Genomic DNA, 17,866 nt, shown 5'->3' on the forward strand with positions numbered 1-17,866 from the left:
CTCCGATGACAGAGGGGTACACGCGAATGAACACGTGGAAGAGGAACGCGGGCGCGGCCATGCTGAGCGCCCTGGCGCTTCTGGCCGGCTGCGGCGGCGGCGATGGCGATGACGACAAGGTCGTCGAACAGCCCGAACAGCCCGCGCCCGGGCGGCCGATGGAACTGACGATCCTGCACATCAACGATCACCATTCCAACCTGGACAGCAAGAAGAAGGACCTCAAGCTCAAGAACGCTTCCGGCGCGCGCGTCGCCGTGAACGCCGATACGGGCGGCTTTCCGCGAGTGACCGGCGCGATCAACGCGCTGGCTGCGCAATCCGCCAACGTGCTCAAGCTGCACGCGGGCGACGCCACCACCGGCACGCTGTACTTCAACCGCGCGGGCGAACCGGGCGAGGCCGACGCCGCCATGATGAACACCGTCTGCTTCGACGCCATGACCCTGGGCAACCACGAGTTCGACAAGGGCGACAGCGGCCTGAAGCGCTTCATCGAACTGCTGCACGCGGGCGCCTGCCAGACGCCCGTGCTGAGCGCCAACGTCACATTCGCCGCCGGCTCGGCGCTGAACCCCTCGCGCGCCCCCGACATGGTCAAGCCCGCCGTGGTCCTCAAGCGCGACGGCCAAGATATCGGCCTGGTCGGCCTGACCATCGCCGCCAAGACCCAGCAGTCCTCCAGCCCGGACGCCGGCACCGTGTTCTCGGACGAGACCATCGCCGCGCAGCAGCAGATCGACGCGCTGCGCGCGCAGGGCGTGAACAAGATCGTGGTGATGAGCCACATCGGCTACGGCTATGACAAGCAGGTGATCGCGCAGCTAAGCGGCGTGGACGTGGTGGTGGGCGGCGACTCGCACACGCTGCTGGGTCCCGCCTCCATGGCGGACTATGGCGTGGGGTCGCCAGCGGGCGCCTATCCCACCGTGCTGCAGGACAAGGACGGCAAGCGCGTCTGCCTGGTGCAGGCCTGGGAGTACTCGCAGGTGGTCGGCGAGCTGAAGGTCAGCTTCGACGCCAATGGCGACGTCACCGCCTGCGCCGGCACGCCGCACGTGCTGATGGACGGCCCGCTGAAGGTCGCCGGCGCCGCGCCTTCGGCGGCTGACGAAGCCGCGATCCAGGCGGACGTGCGGGCCAGCGGCTTCTTGCGCATGCAGACGCCCGACGCGCAGGCCGCTTCCGTGCTGCAGCCGTTCAAGGCCCGCGTCGATCAGTTCAGCCGCAGCCTGGTCGCTTCGGTGCCGCAGGAACTATGCTCCCGGCGCGTGCCGGGCGGTCCCGGTACGCGCGACTACAGCCGCTCCAGCGCCGCCTGCAATACGCTGGGCAGCGTCAGCCTGCGCGGCGGCGACATCCAGCAGCTGGTGGCCCAGGCCTACCTGGACGTGGCCAACGCCAGCTACGGCGGCGCCGACATCTCGCTGCAAAGCGGCGGCGGCGTGCGCGTGCCGCTACTGGGCAACGTCACGGCGGCCAATGTGATCGAGGTGGTGCCTTTCGGCAATATGCTCTGGCGCCTGGACGTGACCGGGGCCGAGGTCAAGAGCATGCTGGAAGACGGCATGCAGGCGGTCTACGGCGCGGGTGGCTCCACCGGCCCCTATCCGTACGCCGGCGGCCTGCGCTGGGACGTGAATGCGGCCCAGGCCCAGGGCAGCCGCGTGTCCAATATTGAAGTTCGGGATCAGGCCAGCGGCAACTGGCTGCCGCTGGACCCAAGCCGCAGCTACAAGCTGTTCGTGCTGAGCTTCAACGCCACCGGCGGCGACGGCTACAAGACCCTGGCCAACGTGCCGGCCTCGCGCCGGCAGGACATCGGCGTGCTGGACGCCGACGTGTTGCAGGCCTACATCGACAAGCAGGCCAAGGACCCCGTCAGCGGCCTGCCGGTGCTGAACCTGCTGCCCGTGAGCCTGTACAGCACCAAGACGTACAGCGAATAACGGCGGACGCCGGGCGCGGCCCTCAGGCCGGCTGCGCCTGGCTCTCGCGATAGACGCGTTCGGTCTTGCCGACGAACGTGCTCAGCGAAAATTCCCGCAACGCCGTGCTGCGGGCCTCGGCGCCCATCACGCCCAAGGCCTCGCGGTTTTCCAGGATCTTCGACAGCGCTTCGACGATGCTGTCCACCGAGGCCGGCGGCACCACCCAGCCGTCGCGGCCATCGGTGACGTTTTCGGGCAGTCCGCCCACCGCGCTGACGATCACCGGCTTGCCGGCGGCCATCATCTCGCGGCAGGCGAAGGAAATCGTCTCCAGCTTCGAGGACAGCACAAAGCCCACGTCCAGCGCCGACAGGAAGGGGCCGACATCGTCCAGCAGGCCGGTGAACACCACCTGGTCCGACATGCCCAGCTCGCTGACGCGGCGCATCTGCTCGCCGTCCGGCAGTTTTCCGGCGATCAGCACCACCACCTGGCGCCGCTTGCTTTCAGGCAGCATGGACACGGCAGTCACCATGTCCAACCAGTTCTTGTAGACCGCGGTGCCGGCATTGCTGCCAATGACCAGGCGGCCTTGCATGCCCTCGGGCAGGAGACTGCCGCGCGCTTGAGCCACTTCGCGCCGCGACGCCGGGCTGCACTTTTCCGTATCCACGCCGTTGTGCACCACGCGCAGGTCTTCGTTGCGGAAGACCGACTGCTTCATGCGGCGAAACGTATGGGTGCACACGCAGATGACGCGGTTGGTGCCCCACTTGGCGCGCACCCGCGCGCCCAGGCTGTTGGCGCTGCGGTCGGTATGCTGGGTGTACACCATGAAGGGACGCCGCGCGCCCATGCCCATGGTCGCCAGCATGCACAGGCGATGGTCGGCGGAGCCGTTGGCGTGGACCACGTCGAACTTTTCGTCGCGCAGCAAAGCCCGCAGGCGGCGCAGCGCGCGCAGCTGCTGCAGCGGCCGGCCCTTGAACTCCAGGTCCAGCGTGCGCACGCCGGGCAGCGCAGCGGCCTCGGCCAGCAGGCGGCTGCTGGCGGGCGCCGCCACCGTCACCTCGGACTTTTCGCACAGAATGCGCGCCAGCGACATTACGTAGGTAGTGTGGCCGCCGCCATCGCCTTGGTGGAAATTGGTGTACAGAATCTTCATGGGGTCATACTCGATAACGGCTGCGCGGGCAGCAGGCAGCTCCAATCGCGCTTCTCGAACACGTCGTTCCCCAGCCGGCTGGCGAGCGACAGGTTGTAGACCTTGATGCCGCGTGCGCCAAGCAGCCGGCTGGCTTGCCGGAATGCGGGTTCGATGTGTCCGGAGAATTGCCGGTCCAGCGCGGTGGACAGCTGCGTTGCCGCGCTTTCATAGAAACGGGGTCCCGCCGCGGCCGTCAGGTCCAGGCCGTGCAGGTAGATGGTTTTCGCGCCCAGCCACGCCAGCAGCTGCAAGCCCGTATAGGCGACGGTGCCGCCGCCGAACAGGCCGCGCGGCGGGTCCAGGCTGAAGCCGTGCGCATGTACCGGATTGCGCGCATCGAACAGCACCAGTCCGGGGTCGCCGGCCAGGCGCGCTTCCAGCTCCTCGGGGCGCGCGCGCGGCTGCAGCGCGCGCTGATGCACCTCTTCGAACAGCGCAATGCGGCAGCGCACGTTCTTGCGGTCGAACAGGAAGCCTATCCAGCGGTAGACCTCGGGCGTGACGAACAACGTCAGGTCCTGCGCCAACACTTCCGCCACCAGATCGCGCCTGCGGTTGACGAAACCCGCGTCGAGCATCGCGTAATAGGCAAAACGCAGGGTAGGGTGCTGACGCCGCAGCGCGATCGAGCCGTTGACGCCCATCGCCACATCCAGGCGGCAACGCGCGTAGTCGATCCGAGCCACCGAAGGGCCGCTCAGTATCAGATGGGCGTCGGCGCCGATGTCGCGCGGCAGTTGTGCCAGCGGGGTGATGGCGGGGCCTTGCACGCCACGCAGTTCGCAACCTGTCAGCCGCTCTTGCGCATCGCGCCGCAACGTCACGAAGGGCCACAAGGTTTCGTTGTGCCGGTACGCGGCGGGCCGGGTGTGGCGGTAGAAGTAACGCAGGCTCTTGGTCAGCGGACGCGAACACAGCAAGCGTGGAATGAGCCCGGGACTAGGCATGAGCAATGTTGCGCGGAAGCCGCGAAATAACCTGGTGAGCGGCGAATTCTACGCAGGCGGACCTGTCGAAAAAGCGAGTGAACCCTTGAAGATGTAACGCTTTTGTGGAAACTTCAAAACGTCCCTAAATTTGTTGCGGACGCTTTCCACAGAGCACGGCATCGCGATGTCCAAAAATTTTCGATTACGTTTTGCCGCAAAGATTAGCCTGCTCGGCAACGCCATGCGCTAGCTGCAGCGCCGCGCCCGCGGCCTTCCGCTACGATGCGGGTATCGCAATGTCCCGATTCAAGCACTCAACCCTGGATAGGAAGGATTTCGATGTCTACGACCGCCACCCTGAACGCGGCTGCCGCCCACGCCCCCCGCCTGAGCGTGCCGGCGTTCCGCGCACGCAAGCGCCAGGAACCGCTGGTGATGCTGACGGCCTACACGGCGCGCATGGCCGAACTGCTGGACCCGCATTGCGATGCCCTGCTGGTGGGCGACAGCCTGGCGCAGACGATCTACGGACTGCCTTCCACCGTGCCCGTCACGCTGGACATGATGATTGCGCACGGTGCCGCCGTGGTGCGCGGCTCGCGCCGGGCGCTGATCGTCGTCGACATGCCTTTCGGCAGTTATGAGGAAAGCCCCGAACAAGCCTTCCGATCCGCGGCGCGCATCATGAAGGAAACGGGCGCGGGCGCGGTCAAGCTGGAGGGCGGCCAGAGCATGGCGCCCACCGTCGCCTACCTGTCGGCGCGCGGCATCCCGGTCATGGGCCATGTCGGCCTGACCCCGCAAGCCGTGAACATCCTGGGCGGCTATGGCGCGCGCGGCCGCGGCGAAGCCGAGTACGCCCGCATCGCCGCCGATGCCGCCGCCGTGGCGGACGCCGGCGCCTTCTCGCTGGTGATCGAGGGCGTGGTCGAGCCGCTGGCGGCGTCGATCACCGAGGCCGTCGCCTGCCCGACCATAGGCATAGGCGCATCCGCGCGCTGCGACGGCCAGGTGCTGGTGGTGGACGACATGCTGGGCATGTTCGAGCGCACCGCGCGCTTCGTGAAACGCTACGACGACCTGGCCGGCCGCATCCAGCAGGCGGCACAAAGCTATGCCGGCGAAGTCCGTGCGCGGACCTTCCCCGAATCGGCCCATCTTTACGGCGTGGCGGGCGGCGCCTGATGGCGGCGCGTGTTTCTCGCTAGAATCTTCCCCATGCCTTTCTACGCACACACCTCATGAGCACGCCCCGCATGGACACGCCCCAGTTGCAGGACGCCATCGCGGACGCCATCAGCACCGCGACGCGCGGCGCGGGGCGTGTGAACATCCTGGTCGCGGGCAAGACCGGCGTCGGCAAGAGCACGCTGATCAACGCCGTATTCCGCGGCGACCTGGCCAAGACCGGCGCGGGCAAGCCCGTCACCCAGTCGACCCAGGAATTCACCCGGGCCGGCCATCCGCTCACCATCATCGACACGCGCGGCCTGGAGGTCGGCGACTACGAGCGCTCGCGCCAGCAGCTGGCGGACCTGATCCAGGAACGCTCCGCCTCCGACGACCAGGACCGGCATCTGCATGTGGCCTGGCTCTGCATCCAGGACAGCAGCCACCGCGTCGAAGACGCCGAAATCGAGCTGTGCAACATGCTGTCCGATGCCGGCATCCCCGTCGTGGCGGTGCTGACCAAGGCGCGCAAGAACAGCCCCTTCGTCGACGAAGCGCGCAAGCTGCTGCCGCGCGCCAAACAGGTGGTGGCGGTGCGCGCGCTGCCTGAATGGATCGAGGAACTGGACGCGGAACTGCCGCCCATGGGCCTGGACAACCTGATCGAGGCCACGGCGCTGCACATCCCCGAAGCGCAGCAGCGGGCCTATGCCAACGCCCTGTCCACCCGCAACAAGAAAGCCCTGGAAGTAAAAAAAAAGCGGGCTGAGATAGAGGTCAGCGTGGCCGCCGGCCTGGCCGCCTCGGCTGCCGCCGCGCCCATCCCGTTCTCCGACGCCGTCGCGCTGGTGCCGATCCAGGTCGGCATGATCGCCAAGATCGGCATCACCTTCGGGATGGAACTGAATACCGCCGCCATCACCACGCTGGTCACCTCCACGCTGGGCGCGTCCGCCGCCACGCTGATCGGGCGTTCGGTGGTCTCGGGGCTGCTGAAATTCATCCCCGGCGCGGGCAGCGCGGTGGGCGGCACCATCGCCGCCACCACCGCCGGCGCCATCACCAAGCTGCTGGGCAATGCCTACGTGGCCGTGCTGTACGACTTCTGCCTGAAGCATCCGGGCAAGGACATCGACATCGCGATGATCGCCCAGGCCTTGAAACAGCGCGTCAGCTTCTGACGGGCCGCGTCCGCGCCGGTGTTTGCGCACCAGTGCGGACGGATCCCTTTGCGCACCGGCGCGGACCGTTCCTTGCGAACCGCGCCGCGCCCGCGGCGCCAGATCTATACTTTTCGAACCGCCCCCGCCGCTGCGACGCGCCAGCGGCCCGGACTTCCCGCGCCGCGCGCCGGATGTTCTTGCGCAGGCCCACGCAGCCTGCGCACAGGGAGACTCTCATGACTCGCAAATACATCGATTGCCGCGAGTACCCCAGCGAAATGAATTGTTCGGTGGCCTTGGCCGCGGATTCCGAAAAGGAACTGCTGGAAGCGGCCGTGCAGCACGCCACCACGGTCCACAAGCATGCCGACAGTCCCGAGCTGCGCTCGCAGCTGAAGTCGCTGTTCCACGACGGCACGCCGCCGGTTGAAACCCCGCGGCGCGCCTGACCGCGCCGCGGCCGCCATCGCATCAGCGCTGGCGCGGCCCGCCGCGCCAGCGTCGGCAAACACGGCCGCGCCACGAAGACGCAGCCGTCCGCCGGCGCTATGCCCGGGCGAGCGCGGGCTGCGCCGCGCGCACCGCCTCGAACAGGTTCTTCGGATCCGGCAATTGCGGCGCCACCTCGATGCGGGCGCCGATGCCGTGTCGAGCGGCGGCGTCGCGCAGCCAGCGCAGCGCCGAAAAATCCTCCAGCGCAAAGCCCACCGAATCGAAGATGGTCACGTCCGCTGCGCTCCTGCGGCCGGCGCTCTGGCCGGTCAACACCCGCCACAGTTCCGTCACCGCGAAGTCCGCGGGCATCTGCTGCAGATCGCCTTCGATGCGCGTCTGCGGCTCGTATTCCACGAACACCGGTCCCGCGCGCAGCACGTCCTCGTGCAGTTCCGTCTTGCCCGGGCAGTCGCCGCCGACGGCGTTGATATGCATGCCCGGCTCGACCATGTCCGCGGTCAGGATGGTGGCGTAGGCCTTGTCCGCCGTCACCGTGGTGACGATGTCCGTGCCCTTGACCGCCTCTGCCGCACTATCGAAGCGCACCACGCGCAAGCCGGGCACTGAAGCCAGATTGCTTTCAAGCTTGCGTGTGGCGCCTGCGTCCACGTCATAGACGTGCAGCGTGTCGACGCCGAGGATGTAATGGAAGGCCAGCGCCTGGAACTCGCTTTGCGCGCCGTTGCCGATCAGCGCCATCTTGCGCGAGTCCGGCCGGGCCAAAGCGCGCGCCGCCAGGGCGGAGGTCACGGCCGTGCGCAATGCGGTGGTCAAGGTCAGCTCGCTGATCAGCAGCGGCTCCCCGGTGCTGACTCGCGCCAGCGCGCCGAAGGCCATCACGGTGGACAGCCCGTCCAACGGATTGCCCGGATGACCGTTGACGTACTTGAAGGTGTAGAACTCGCTGTCGGCGGTGGGCATCAGTTCGATCACGCCGGTCGCGGAATGGCTGGCCACCCGCGCGCTCTTGTCGAATTCCTGCCATCGAAGAAAGTCCGACAGCAGATAGTCCAGCAGACCGGAAAAGACCTGTTGCGGGCCTTGCAGGGCCACGATCTTGGCCACGTCGGAAGTTGAAAGCAGCGTCGTCAATTTGTTCTCCCCGAGTTATGGAACAGAAATTCTGGGGGATGGGCAAACCAATTAATAGTGACAATAATCCACACAAAACGCTAAGATTCTGCCATTCTGCCAGCGCCAAATAGCACTATTAACAATGGACACGCTAGATCAGAACCTGCTGGGCCTGCTGCGCGCCGACGCCCGCATGTCCGTCGCCACCTTGGCGAAAAAACTCGATGTCTCGCGCGGCACCATCGACAACCGCATCCGCAAACTGGAAGAGCGCGGCGTCATCCGCGGCTATACCGTGCGCCTGCGGCCCGAGGTGGAAACCGAGGACATCGTCGCCTGGATGAGCATCGCCGTCGAAGGCCATGAAACCCGCAAGATCGTGAGCCTGCTGATGGGCGAACCCAGCGTGGCGGGCCTGCACGACACCAACGGCCGCTGGGACCTGCTGGCCGAGCTGCGCGTGCCCACCATCGACCAGCTGTCCGAAGTGCTGGACCGCCTGCGCACGCTCAAGGGCATCTCCGCCACGGAAACCAGCATCCATCTCAAGACCTTCAAGGCACTCTGAGCGCGGATTGCCCCGGGGAAACCCGATATAAAACTTTGCATAGCCTCCATGATCCAGCGTTATGCATCGTGCGCGGGCAACCTCTCCCTGTCCGTCAAATAGCCCGCCGAATCATGGCCTTAGCGTAAATCCCGGTGAGCCGCTCGCGGCGGCGCGCGGGCCTGCCGCGTGGTTTCCGATTTCCCGGTACGCATGCATGCTTGCGTCTTCCGCCGGGCACGCCGCCGCGCGCGCCGCGGCATGCCCTTCCCCGCGCTCGGATTCCCATGACAGACTTCGATCTGACCCTGCACAACGGCCGCATCGTGACGGCCGACGCCGACTTCATCGGCGATATCGGCATCGTGGACGGCGTCATCGCCGCGATATCGACATCGTTGCCAGCAGGCCGCCGCGCCATCGACGCAAGCGGCAGGCTGGTCATGCCTGGCGGCATCGACAGCCACTGCCACGTAGAACAGCTTTCCAGCATGGGCGTGCTGTGCGCCGACGATTGGCACAGCGCCTCCATCTCCGCGGCCCATGGCGGCAACACCACCATCGTGCCGTTCGCCGCGCAGCATCGCGGCCAATCGTTGCGCCAGGTGGCGGATGCCTATGCCGCCTCGGCCGCCGAAAAATCGGTGATCGATTACAGCTACCACCTGATCATCTCCGACCCCACACCCGAAACGCTGAACCGCGACCTGCCCGAGCTGATCCGCGCGGGCATCACGTCGTTCAAGGTCTTCATGACCTACGACAAGCTCAAGCTGGATGACAAACAGCTGCTGGACGTGTTCGCCATTGCGGCGCGCGAAGGCGCGCTGCCGATGGTCCACGCCGAAAACAACGACGTCATCAGCTGGATCACGCGCCACCTGCTCGCGGCCGGACACACGGCGCCCAAGTACCACGCCGTCAGTCATGACCCCATCGCGGAAACCGAAGCGACACAACGCGCCATCAAGCTGGCCGCGGTACTGGAAGTGCCGGTCCTGATCGTGCACGTGTCGACTCAGGGCGGCGCGCAGGCGATCCATGCGGCGCAAACGCTGGGCGCGCCCGTGTATGGCGAAACCTGCCCCCATTACCTGCTGCTGACCGCCGAAGACATCGACATCCCCGGCGTCGAAGGCGCCAAGTTCTGCTGCAGCCCGCCACCGCGCGACCCGGTATCGCAGCAAGCGCTGTGGCAGAGCCTGGACAGCGGCACGCTGGCGCTGTTGTCTTCCGACCATGCGCCGTACCGCTATGACGAATCCGGCAAGCTGCCCGCCGGCGACGCCACCACGTTCAAGCAGATCGCCAACGGCCTGCCGGGGCTGGAAGTGCGCATGCCGCTGCTGTTTTCGGAAGGCGTGCGCAGCGGCCGGCTCAGCCTGCAGCAGTTCGTGGCGCTCACCTCGACCAACCATGCCCGCATGTACGGCCTGTATCCGCGCAAAGGCACGCTTTCGGTCGGCGCCGACGCCGACATCGCGATCTGGGACCCCGAGAAGACCGTGACGGTGAGCGCCGCCGGCCTGCACGACGCCGTGGGCTACACGCCGTACGAAGGCCGCCAGGTCACCGGCTGGCCCGTCACGGTAATCAGCCGCGGCGCCGTCATCATCGACGAAGGCCAGCTGAATGCCGAGCGCGGCCGCGGCCAGTTCATCGCCCGCGGCCTGCCGGCCCCGCTGCAGAAAACGCGCGAGGTCAGTCCGCGCGCGGCCCTGCTGCGCAAGATTTTTCCGACCGTGATCGAGCCGTAGACCACGGCGCATGGCACGCAATCCACAACGACAAGCAATACCTGGAGATCTACATCGTGAGTAACGCAACTCCCGCCCGCAAGATGGGCCTGGCGGTCGCCCAGATGGGCGCAGTCAACCTTGCCGATTCCCGCGCGGCGGTAGTCCGCCGTCTGGTCGAAATGATGCGCGAAGCCGCCGCCCGCAAGGCGGAGTTCGTCGTCTTCCCCGAACTGGCGCTGACCACGTTCTTCCCGCGCTACTGGATGGACGACGCCGAGGCCGTCGAGCGGTACTTCGAGAAGAGCATGCCCAACGCCGACGTGCAGCCGCTGTTCGACACCGCGCGCGAGCTCGGCATTGGCTTTTATCTCGGCTACGCCGAGCTGACGCCCGAAGGCCGCCAGTTCAACACCGCCATCCTGGTGGACCGCAGCGCCCGGATCATCGGCAAGTACCGCAAGATCCACCTGCCGGGCCACTCCGACCACAAGATCGGCGCGCCGTTCCAGCACCTGGAAAAGAAGTTCTTTGAAGTCGGCGACCTGGGCTTCGGCGTCTGGGAAACCAACGACGTCAAGATCGGCATGTGCCTGTGCAACGACCGCCGCTGGCCCGAAACCTATCGCGTCATGTCGCTGCAAAGCGCCGAGCTGATCGTACTGGGCTACAACACGCCATCGCTGAACATCCACTGGAACGAACCCGCGCACCTGCGCACCACCACGCATGAGATCGTGCTGCAGGCCAGCGCCTACCAGAACGCGGTCTGGGTCGGCGCCGCCGGCAAGTGCGGCCATGAAGACGGCCATCACATGATAGGCAGCTCCATGATCGTGGCGCCGTCCGGCGAAATCGTCGCGCGTTCCAGCGGCGAAGAAGATGAAGTGATCACGGCAAACATCGATCTGGCGATGGGCCAGACCTTCCGCGACCACGTCTTCAACTTCGCCAAGCATCGCAGCCCGCATCACTACCGGCTGATCATCGAACGCACGGGCGCCGGCGATCCGCTGCCGGTGCCGGAAGTGGTCTAAGCCCGGTTGACGATGGCCTGCGTCATCGCAGGCAGTTCTTTTTTGACGATCTGGGAAAACTGGGCCAGAAACGCCTTGGCGATGGACGGCGGAGGTTCGATCCGGGAATGGGAAATGTGCACCGAGAGCGCGATCGCGGGTTCGATCCGGCGCACCACGATGCCCTGCATCAGCGCGTCCGTCAGTCCATACGAATCCACCAGGGCGATGCCGACGCCCTGGCGCACGAAGGAGCACGCGGTCTGCGAAGAACGCACCTCGATGGCCGGCGTGAATCCCTGGCCCAGCGGATCCAGATAGTCGTGCAAGGTCTCGCCCAACGGCGTGTCGCGGCCATAGCCCACCAGCATTTCGCCCGCCAGCATCGCCGGCTCGATGACGCTTTCGCGTGCCAGCCGGTGGCCTGCCGGCAGCACGCAGACGATCTCGCCCTGCGCCAGTTCACTGGTAATCAGGTTGGGATGCTCGGGCTTGAACGTGGAAATGGCGATATCCGCATGTCCCAGCAGCACCTGGGGCAGCAGCGCGTCCATGCCCAGCGGCCGGTAGCGGATGCGCACGCCCGGATTGCGCGCGCAGAATTTCGCGGTAGCGGCAGGGATCAGCCATTCGCCGAAGCTGGGGCTGGACACCACGCTGACCAGTCCCGCGCCATGGCCCGCCATGCCGGCGGCCATGTCGTTCAGGCGGCTGACCCCGGCCTGAATCGATTCAACCTCCTGGAAGAGCTTGCGCGCCTCCTTGGTGGGATGCAGGCGCCCCTTGAACCGCTCGAACAAGGCGTAGCCCAGACGCAGCTCTATCGATGCCAGCACCCGGCTGATGGCGGGCTGCGTCACGTGCAGCAGCCGGCCCGCCGCGCTGAGCGAACCCGTGATCATGATGGCGTGGAATACCTCGATCTGCCGCAGGTTCAACGGCCCGGACCGGACCTTTCCAGGTAACTCCGACATGCTGCTTTATTTCCTCCAGACCTGAACCACGCGCGCACCGCGCCTTACCGCCTCTTTCGCAGGGATTCTACTCAATCGTGTCCAACGCCCGCATCACCCTCGTAAACCCGAACTCCCTGGTCAAGGTCACGGAAGCCATCGCACGCGCGACGGCGCCGTTCCAGGGCCTGCCGCTGGATTTCCGCTTCCTGACATCGACCGGCGGCCCCGCCGGCATCCAAACCCAGGCAGAGGCCGACGCCAGCATCGCGCCGATGGCGCAACTGTTCCGGCAGGAGGCCGCCGCCACCGACGCCTTCATCGTGGCCTGCTTCAGCGATCCCGGCCTGCACGGATTGCGGGACCTGGTCCCGGTCCCCGTGCTGGGCATCGGCGAGTGTTCCGTGCTGACGGCCATGAGCATGGCTACGCGCATCGGCGTGATCGCCATCGCCAGCGCCGCCGTTGCGCGGCACCTGCGCTACTTCCGCGCCATGGGCGTCGCCGACCGCATCTGCGGCGAACTGGCGCTGGACATGAAAGTCAGCGACCTGGCGGATCCGGAAAGCGCCTTCGAGCGCATGACGGCGGTGGGCCGGACGCTGCGCGACGACCACGGCGCCGACGTGCTGATCATGGGATGCGCCGGCATGGCCGACCTGCGCGACAGATTGGAAGAGGCTTGCGGCCTGCCCGTGGTGGAACCCACGCAGGCCGCCGTCGCCATGGCGGCAGGGCGGCTTTTCAGCCGCGCCTGAGTTTCCTAGGCCGCCATCTGGACGTAGTGCCCCGCGGCCACCTGCACCAGTTCGCAGACCTGCGGGTTGTCGCCGACCTTGCGGATCGGGCTGGGAATATCGCGCGCGGTGCTGGCCGCGCGCAGGTGGCGGCGGGCGGGATCGGGAATCGGCACCGCCGACAGCAACCGTTGCGTGTACGGGTGCCGGGGACGATGCAGCACTTCCTGCGTCGGACCGATCTCCACGATCTGTCCCAGATACATCACCGCCACGCGGTGGCTGACTTTCTCCACCACCGCCATATCGTGCGAGATGAACAGGTAGGACAGGTCCATCTCCGCCTGCAGTTCCTTCATCAACTCGATCACGCGCGCCTGCACCGACACGTCCAGCGCCGACACCGGCTCATCGGCCACGATGATCTTCGGGCTCACGCTCAAGGCGCGCGCAATGCACAGGCGCTGGCGCTGGCCGCCCGAGAACTGGTGCGCGTAGCGGTCGAGGAATTCCCGCGGCAGGTTGACCCGTTCCAGCAGCTGAGCGGCACGCTCGCGGCGCTGCTCGCGGCTGAGCCCGCCGTGCACCTTGAGGGGTTCGCTGACCAGGTCCCAGGCATGCAGACGCGGGTTCAGGGAGGCATATGGATCCTGGAAGATCATCTGGATATGCCGCCGCATCTCGCGCATCTGGTCCGGTTTCATGTGAGTCACGTCCTGGCCGGCCAGCCGGATCGCCCCTTCGCTGGGCTGTACCAGCTTCATCAGCAGGCGGCCGGTGGTCGATTTTCCGGAGCCGGATTCGCCCACCAGTGCCAGCGTCTCGCCGGCCCGCAGCGCAAACGACACGCCTTCCACCGCGTGCACGTTCGCCACCACCTTGCCAAACGCCCCCGCCTTCACCGGGAAACGCTTCGCCAGGCCCGCGACCTCGAGCACAACCGGGCGTCCCTGCAGCGCGGCTTCGCCGGGCGAGCCGTCGCCCAGCTTGGGCACGGACGCCAGCAGGTCACGGGTGTAGGGCTGGCCCGGCGCGCCGAACAGCGCGGCGGTCTCGTTTTCCTCGATCTTGTCGCCGTGCCGCATGACCACCACGCGGTCGGCGATCTCCGCCACCACGCCCATGTCGTGGGTGATGAATAGCACCGCCATGCCCACCTCGCGCTGCAGGTCGCGGATCAGGTCGATGATCTCGGCCTGCACCGTCACGTCCAGCGCAGTCGTCGGCTCGTCCGCGATCAGCAGCTGCGGCCGGCAGGCCAGCGCCATGGCGATCATCACGCGTTGGCGCATGCCGCCGGACAGGTCGCCCGGATACTGGGTCATGCGGCGCTCGGGTTCGGACATCTTGACCGCGGCCAGCATGGCTTCGGCCTGCTTCCAGGCCTGCGCGCGCGAGATGTCCTGATGCAGCAGATACACCTCGGCCAGTTGATCGCCCACCGTCATCACCGGGTTCAATGACGTCATGGGCTCCTGGAACACCATCGATATCTCATTGCCGCGTACCCGCCGCAAGGCCGACTCTTCCAGTTTGAACAGGTCGACTTCGCGTCCGTCGCGTGGCACGAAGCGGGCCGCCCCCGCCGCGATGCGGCCGCCGGCGCGCTCGATGAGGCGCAGGATGGACAGCGCCGTGACTGATTTTCCGGAACCGGACTCTCCCACCAGGGCCACGGTCTCGCCTCGGCCTATGGTGAAGTCCAGCGATTTCACGGCGCGGTAGGGCTGGCCGCGAGGACCGAACTCCACGCTCAGGCCTTCGACCGCCAGTAGTGTCTCGCTCATCCAGGCTCTCCGTTAAGCGCGGCTGGGGAAAACGCGCGGCGACATATCGTCGATGCTGCGGCCGGCATAGTCACGCTGCGCCACGGTCGCGATCGTCTGCGCCTGGGCACGCTCCACCTGCTGCATCGCGTTTTCGATATCGATGGTCAAGAGCTCGCCATTGCGCACCAGCTGTTCGCCGTCGACGTAGACATCGCGTATGGCCCGGTCCCCGGCCGAGTAGATCAGGCTGCGCAGCGGCTCGCGGCACGGGCGCATGTATGGATGCGACAGATCTACCAGGGAAAAGTCTGCCTTGGCGCCCACGGCCAGCCGGCCGATATCGTCGCGCCCCAGCATCCTGGCGCCATTGACCGTGGCGGCATTGAAGACTTCTTGCGTGGACGCTGCGCGGAAATTTCCCGCCTGCAGCCGCGCCACATAGCAGGCCAGCCGCATTTCATCCAGCATGTTGTGCGGGAAGGTATCGGTGCCGATGCCCACGTTGATGCCGGCGCGCAGGTAGCGGCCCAGGAAACTCAGCGCAATGCCGCGTCGCACGAACACGGTCGGACAATGCGCCACGTGGGCGCCGGAACGCTGCAACAGGCCGAAGTCGTCGGCATGGGGCCAATAGAGCGTGCGGTGATCGTTCAGGAAAATGCCATGTCCGATGATCAGGTCGCTGTTCAGCAGGCCCTGGTCGTCCAGCCATTCGATGGGCGTGCGGCCATGCCGGCGCGTCATCTCTGAAAATTCCACCACGCTCTGCGCGGCGTGTATCTGCATCGGCACGCCCAGGCGGCGGGCGGCTTGCTGCGCCTGCTTCAGCAGGCCGGGCGAGCAGGTATCGACTTGCGAGGGGCACAGCATGGCGCTCAGGCGTCCGCTGGGATGATTGATGGCGCTGTCCGCCACGGCCAGCGCCGCCTCGAACGATTTTTCCGCCCCGTCCTCGTCCCAGGTGTATTCGACCGAATGGCCGTCCGTGGTGCGCCATGCGGCGGACCGGAACATGGGTCCCAGTACGCCGCGGATGCCGGTGGCCGCCACCACGTCGGCCCAGCCCGGACGCGGCAGGGACATGTCGACGAAGGTTGTCACTCCGCTCAGCAACATCTCCGACACCGCCACCTGATTGGCATATGGCGCAGTTTCTATGCCCATGCGGAACACGGGCATGTATTCGTACAGCGAGCTTTGGCCCAGCTTATCGCTGCCCAGTTCTTCCAGCAGGCCGCGGTTTCCAGGCTCGGAGGAGGGATGGGTGTGGACGTTGACCAGCCCCGGCATCGCCATCAGGCCGCTGCCGGACACCACCTCATCGGCCGGGCCCGCGTAGCCGGAGCCTGCGTGGATGATGGTGTTGCCGCGCATCACCAGATCGGCGTTTTCGATATAGACGTGCGAGCCCAGTTCGGCGTCCCACGCCACCAGCGTGGACAGGTTCTTGAAATGAGTGATACGGGATTGATTGCTTGCGCTCACGGAAGGCTCTCAGCGACGTGATGAATGATGAAACGGCGGCGCGGACCGGCCGCGCCGCCATCGCGCTTACTTGAAGGCGATGTCCAGGCCCTTGTAGGCCGCCGCGCCGAAGATGCCGTGCGCCTGCATCGGCTTCATGCGCGGTCCGCCCACCAGGTAGAGCGAGTCGTGGTACAGCGGAATCCAGGCGACCCCGTCCGAAATCTTGGTCAACGCCTTGGACAGGATCGCGTCGCCCTCCTTCGGGTCCAGCGCCTGGCCGCCTTCCTCCAGCCACTTGTCGGTATCGGCATCCTTCCAGTTCATGCGGTTCGGCGTCGGGATGCTGGCCGACAGGAAATAGCTGTTGAGGGCCTCGCCCGTGCTCATGTAGCCAAAGCTCATGCTGAACTCGTCGAACTCCTGCGTGGCCAGCTTGCCCCAGGCCGAGGTCGAGTCGAACAGCTGCACGCGCAGGTCCACGCCGACTTTCTTCATGTCGCCCTGCACGGCTTCCATGATGTCCTTCCAGTAGCCCGTGATCCCGTAATGCAGCAGCGAGAGCTTCTGGCCGTCCTTGTAGCGGTAGCCGTCGGACTGCATTTTCCAGCCGGCCTCGTCCAGCAGCTTTTTGGCGGCGGCCGGGTCATAGCGGTAGGCCTCGTTCTTGCCCGCCGGTGTCTTGGTGGCCAGCATGCTGGTGGCGGGCGCCGCCTCGCCGAAGGTGATGGCCTCGGTCAAGGCCTGGCGGTTGACGGACAGGTTGATCGCGCGGCGCACGTTCACGTCCGCCAGCATGGGCTTGTCGATCTTGAAACCCAGGAAGAAGGTCCAGTAGAACGGGTCAGCCTTGCTCACGAAGAGACGCTTGTCGGCCTTGAGGTCCTTGATCGACCACTGCGGCAGGTAGCGCGACAGGTCCGCCTGGCCGCTTTGCAGCGCCGTCAGGCGGGTGCTTTCCTCCGGCACAATCTTCCAGACGATCCGGTCGACCTTGGGCGTGGGATCCTTGTAGATCGTTGGGCCCCAGTCGTATCCGGCATGCCTGGTCAGCACGACCTCGTTGCGCGGCGTCCAGCTCTGGAAGCAGTAGGGTCCGGTGCCGTCGAAGGCCTTCACGCCATAGTCCTGGCCCAGGGCCTTGACCTGATCGATATTGATGACGGAATGCATGTAGTGCGCCATCTGCTGCAGCAGCTCGTTGTAGGGCTTCTTCAGCTTGTAGACCACGGTGTAGTCGTCGGGCGCCGTGATGCTGTCCACCGGACCCGCGCGCCAGCGCTCCAATCCCTTGGTTTCCGGATTCAGCCAGCGCTCGTAGCTCGCCACCACGTCCTTGGCCGTCATCTTCTTGCCGCTGCAGAACGTCACGTTGTCGCGCAGGCTGAAGGTGTAGGTCAGGCCGTCGGGCGATACGGTCCAGCTCTTGGCCAGCGCCGGCACCGGCGTCTTCATGTCGTAGTCCAGGCCCACCATCGTGTCGGCAGCCATGAACAGCACCTCGGCAGCGCCGCGCGCGGTGGTGCGGTGCGGGTCGTATTTGTCGGTATCCAGCTCGCGCAGGATCAGGACAGTCTTGTCGGACTGCGCCAGCGCGGGCGTCTGCACGGACAACAGAAAGGTCAACGCCAGCGGCGCGAGGGCCAGGCCCTTGGTGATCGTCATGGTTGTGGTT

General features: G+C 66.3%; 15 protein-coding genes. 8 read left to right on the plus strand and 7 right to left on the minus strand.

From position 1 onward, the window contains the following. Window positions 1–26: 26 nt before the first annotated feature. Window positions 27–1,949 (plus strand): bifunctional metallophosphatase/5'-nucleotidase, encoded by a 1,923-nt coding sequence (locus tag ACZ5YA_RS21015; protein WP_464091180.1) that lies wholly within the window; start codon window positions 27–29, stop codon window positions 1,947–1,949. A 22-nt stretch (window positions 1,950–1,971) separates the two neighbouring features. Here the strand turns inward: ACZ5YA_RS21015 and ACZ5YA_RS21020 are convergent, their stop codons facing one another. Next, window positions 1,972–3,096, minus strand: a complete 1,125-nt coding sequence (locus ACZ5YA_RS21020) for a glycosyltransferase family 4 protein (RefSeq protein ID WP_464091181.1) — start codon at window positions 3,094–3,096, stop codon at window positions 1,972–1,974. Then, window positions 3,093–4,085, minus strand: a complete 993-nt coding sequence (locus ACZ5YA_RS21025) for a hypothetical protein (RefSeq protein WP_464091182.1) — start codon at window positions 4,083–4,085, stop codon at window positions 3,093–3,095. Before ACZ5YA_RS21025 ends, ACZ5YA_RS21020 begins: the two co-directional genes overlap by 4 nt. Before the next feature lie 321 nt (window positions 4,086–4,406). Between ACZ5YA_RS21025 and panB the strand changes: the two genes are divergently transcribed. The 3 genes from panB to ACZ5YA_RS21040 all read left to right on the plus strand — a co-directional run bounded on the left by panB (window position 4,407) and on the right by ACZ5YA_RS21040 (window position 6,849). After that, window positions 4,407–5,252: a 3-methyl-2-oxobutanoate hydroxymethyltransferase gene (panB, locus tag ACZ5YA_RS21030; RefSeq protein ID WP_118932314.1), complete on the plus strand. Its 846-nt coding sequence runs from the start codon at window positions 4,407–4,409 to the stop codon at window positions 5,250–5,252. 56 nt (window positions 5,253–5,308) lie between these two features. Then, window positions 5,309–6,418 (plus strand): YcjF family protein, encoded by a 1,110-nt coding sequence (locus tag ACZ5YA_RS21035; RefSeq protein ID WP_464091183.1) that lies wholly within the window; start codon window positions 5,309–5,311, stop codon window positions 6,416–6,418. Window positions 6,419–6,636: 218 nt separating this feature from the next. After that, on the plus strand, window positions 6,637–6,849 hold the full coding sequence (locus ACZ5YA_RS21040; protein ID WP_059377009.1) for a DUF1059 domain-containing protein: 213 nt from the start codon (window positions 6,637–6,639) through the stop codon (window positions 6,847–6,849). A gap of 97 nt (window positions 6,850–6,946) precedes the next feature. Here the strand turns inward: ACZ5YA_RS21040 and ACZ5YA_RS21045 are convergent, their stop codons facing one another. Next, window positions 6,947–7,987, minus strand: a complete 1,041-nt coding sequence (locus ACZ5YA_RS21045) for an ornithine cyclodeaminase (protein WP_059377007.1) — start codon at window positions 7,985–7,987, stop codon at window positions 6,947–6,949. A 124-nt stretch (window positions 7,988–8,111) separates the two neighbouring features. On the opposite strand from ACZ5YA_RS21045, the gene ACZ5YA_RS21050 reads away from it, so the two are divergent. The 3 genes from ACZ5YA_RS21050 (at window position 8,112) to ACZ5YA_RS21060 (ending at window position 11,289) form a co-directional block, all read left to right on the plus strand. Then, complete coding sequence (locus tag ACZ5YA_RS21050) at window positions 8,112–8,537, plus strand: Lrp/AsnC family transcriptional regulator (RefSeq protein ID WP_059377005.1); 426 nt, start codon at window positions 8,112–8,114, stop codon at window positions 8,535–8,537. Window positions 8,538–8,803: 266 nt separating this feature from the next. Then, window positions 8,804–10,273 carry a dihydropyrimidinase gene (gene hydA, locus ACZ5YA_RS21055; protein ID WP_118932311.1) on the plus strand — a complete coding sequence of 490 codons (1,470 nt, stop codon included), beginning with the start codon at window positions 8,804–8,806 and terminating at the stop codon, window positions 10,271–10,273. Between the two features lie 83 nt (window positions 10,274–10,356). Then, window positions 10,357–11,289, plus strand: a complete 933-nt coding sequence (locus tag ACZ5YA_RS21060; protein ID WP_187523969.1) for an N-carbamoyl-D-amino-acid hydrolase — start codon at window positions 10,357–10,359, stop codon at window positions 11,287–11,289. Here the strand turns inward: ACZ5YA_RS21060 and ACZ5YA_RS21065 are convergent. Beyond that, complete coding sequence (locus ACZ5YA_RS21065) at window positions 11,286–12,242, minus strand: LysR family transcriptional regulator (protein ID WP_251878586.1); 957 nt, start codon at window positions 12,240–12,242, stop codon at window positions 11,286–11,288. The genes ACZ5YA_RS21060 and ACZ5YA_RS21065 overlap by 4 nt on opposite strands. A gap of 77 nt (window positions 12,243–12,319) precedes the next feature. On the opposite strand from ACZ5YA_RS21065, the gene ACZ5YA_RS21070 reads away from it, so the two are divergent. Then, the gene (locus ACZ5YA_RS21070) at window positions 12,320–12,979 is read left to right on the plus strand and encodes an aspartate/glutamate racemase family protein (RefSeq protein WP_464091184.1); all 660 of its coding nucleotides are present in this window, start codon (window positions 12,320–12,322) and stop codon (window positions 12,977–12,979) included. A 5-nt stretch (window positions 12,980–12,984) separates the two neighbouring features. Here ACZ5YA_RS21070 and ACZ5YA_RS21075 read toward each other — a convergent pair whose 3' ends face one another. The 3 genes from ACZ5YA_RS21075 to ACZ5YA_RS21085 all read right to left on the minus strand — a co-directional run bounded on the left by ACZ5YA_RS21075 (window position 12,985) and on the right by ACZ5YA_RS21085 (window position 17,856). Then, window positions 12,985–14,745 (minus strand): ABC transporter ATP-binding protein, encoded by a 1,761-nt coding sequence (locus ACZ5YA_RS21075; protein WP_464091185.1) that lies wholly within the window; start codon window positions 14,743–14,745, stop codon window positions 12,985–12,987. A 12-nt stretch (window positions 14,746–14,757) separates the two neighbouring features. Continuing rightward, window positions 14,758–16,212 (minus strand): amidohydrolase family protein, encoded by a 1,455-nt coding sequence (locus ACZ5YA_RS21080; protein ID WP_118932307.1) that lies wholly within the window; start codon window positions 16,210–16,212, stop codon window positions 14,758–14,760. A gap of 66 nt (window positions 16,213–16,278) precedes the next feature. After that, window positions 16,279–17,856, minus strand: coding sequence for an ABC transporter substrate-binding protein (locus ACZ5YA_RS21085; protein WP_251878580.1), 1,578 nt, complete (start codon window positions 17,854–17,856; stop codon window positions 16,279–16,281). Between the last annotated feature and the right edge of the window lie 10 nt (window positions 17,857–17,866).

Source organism: Achromobacter sp. JCM 18799, from assembly GCF_055395645.1.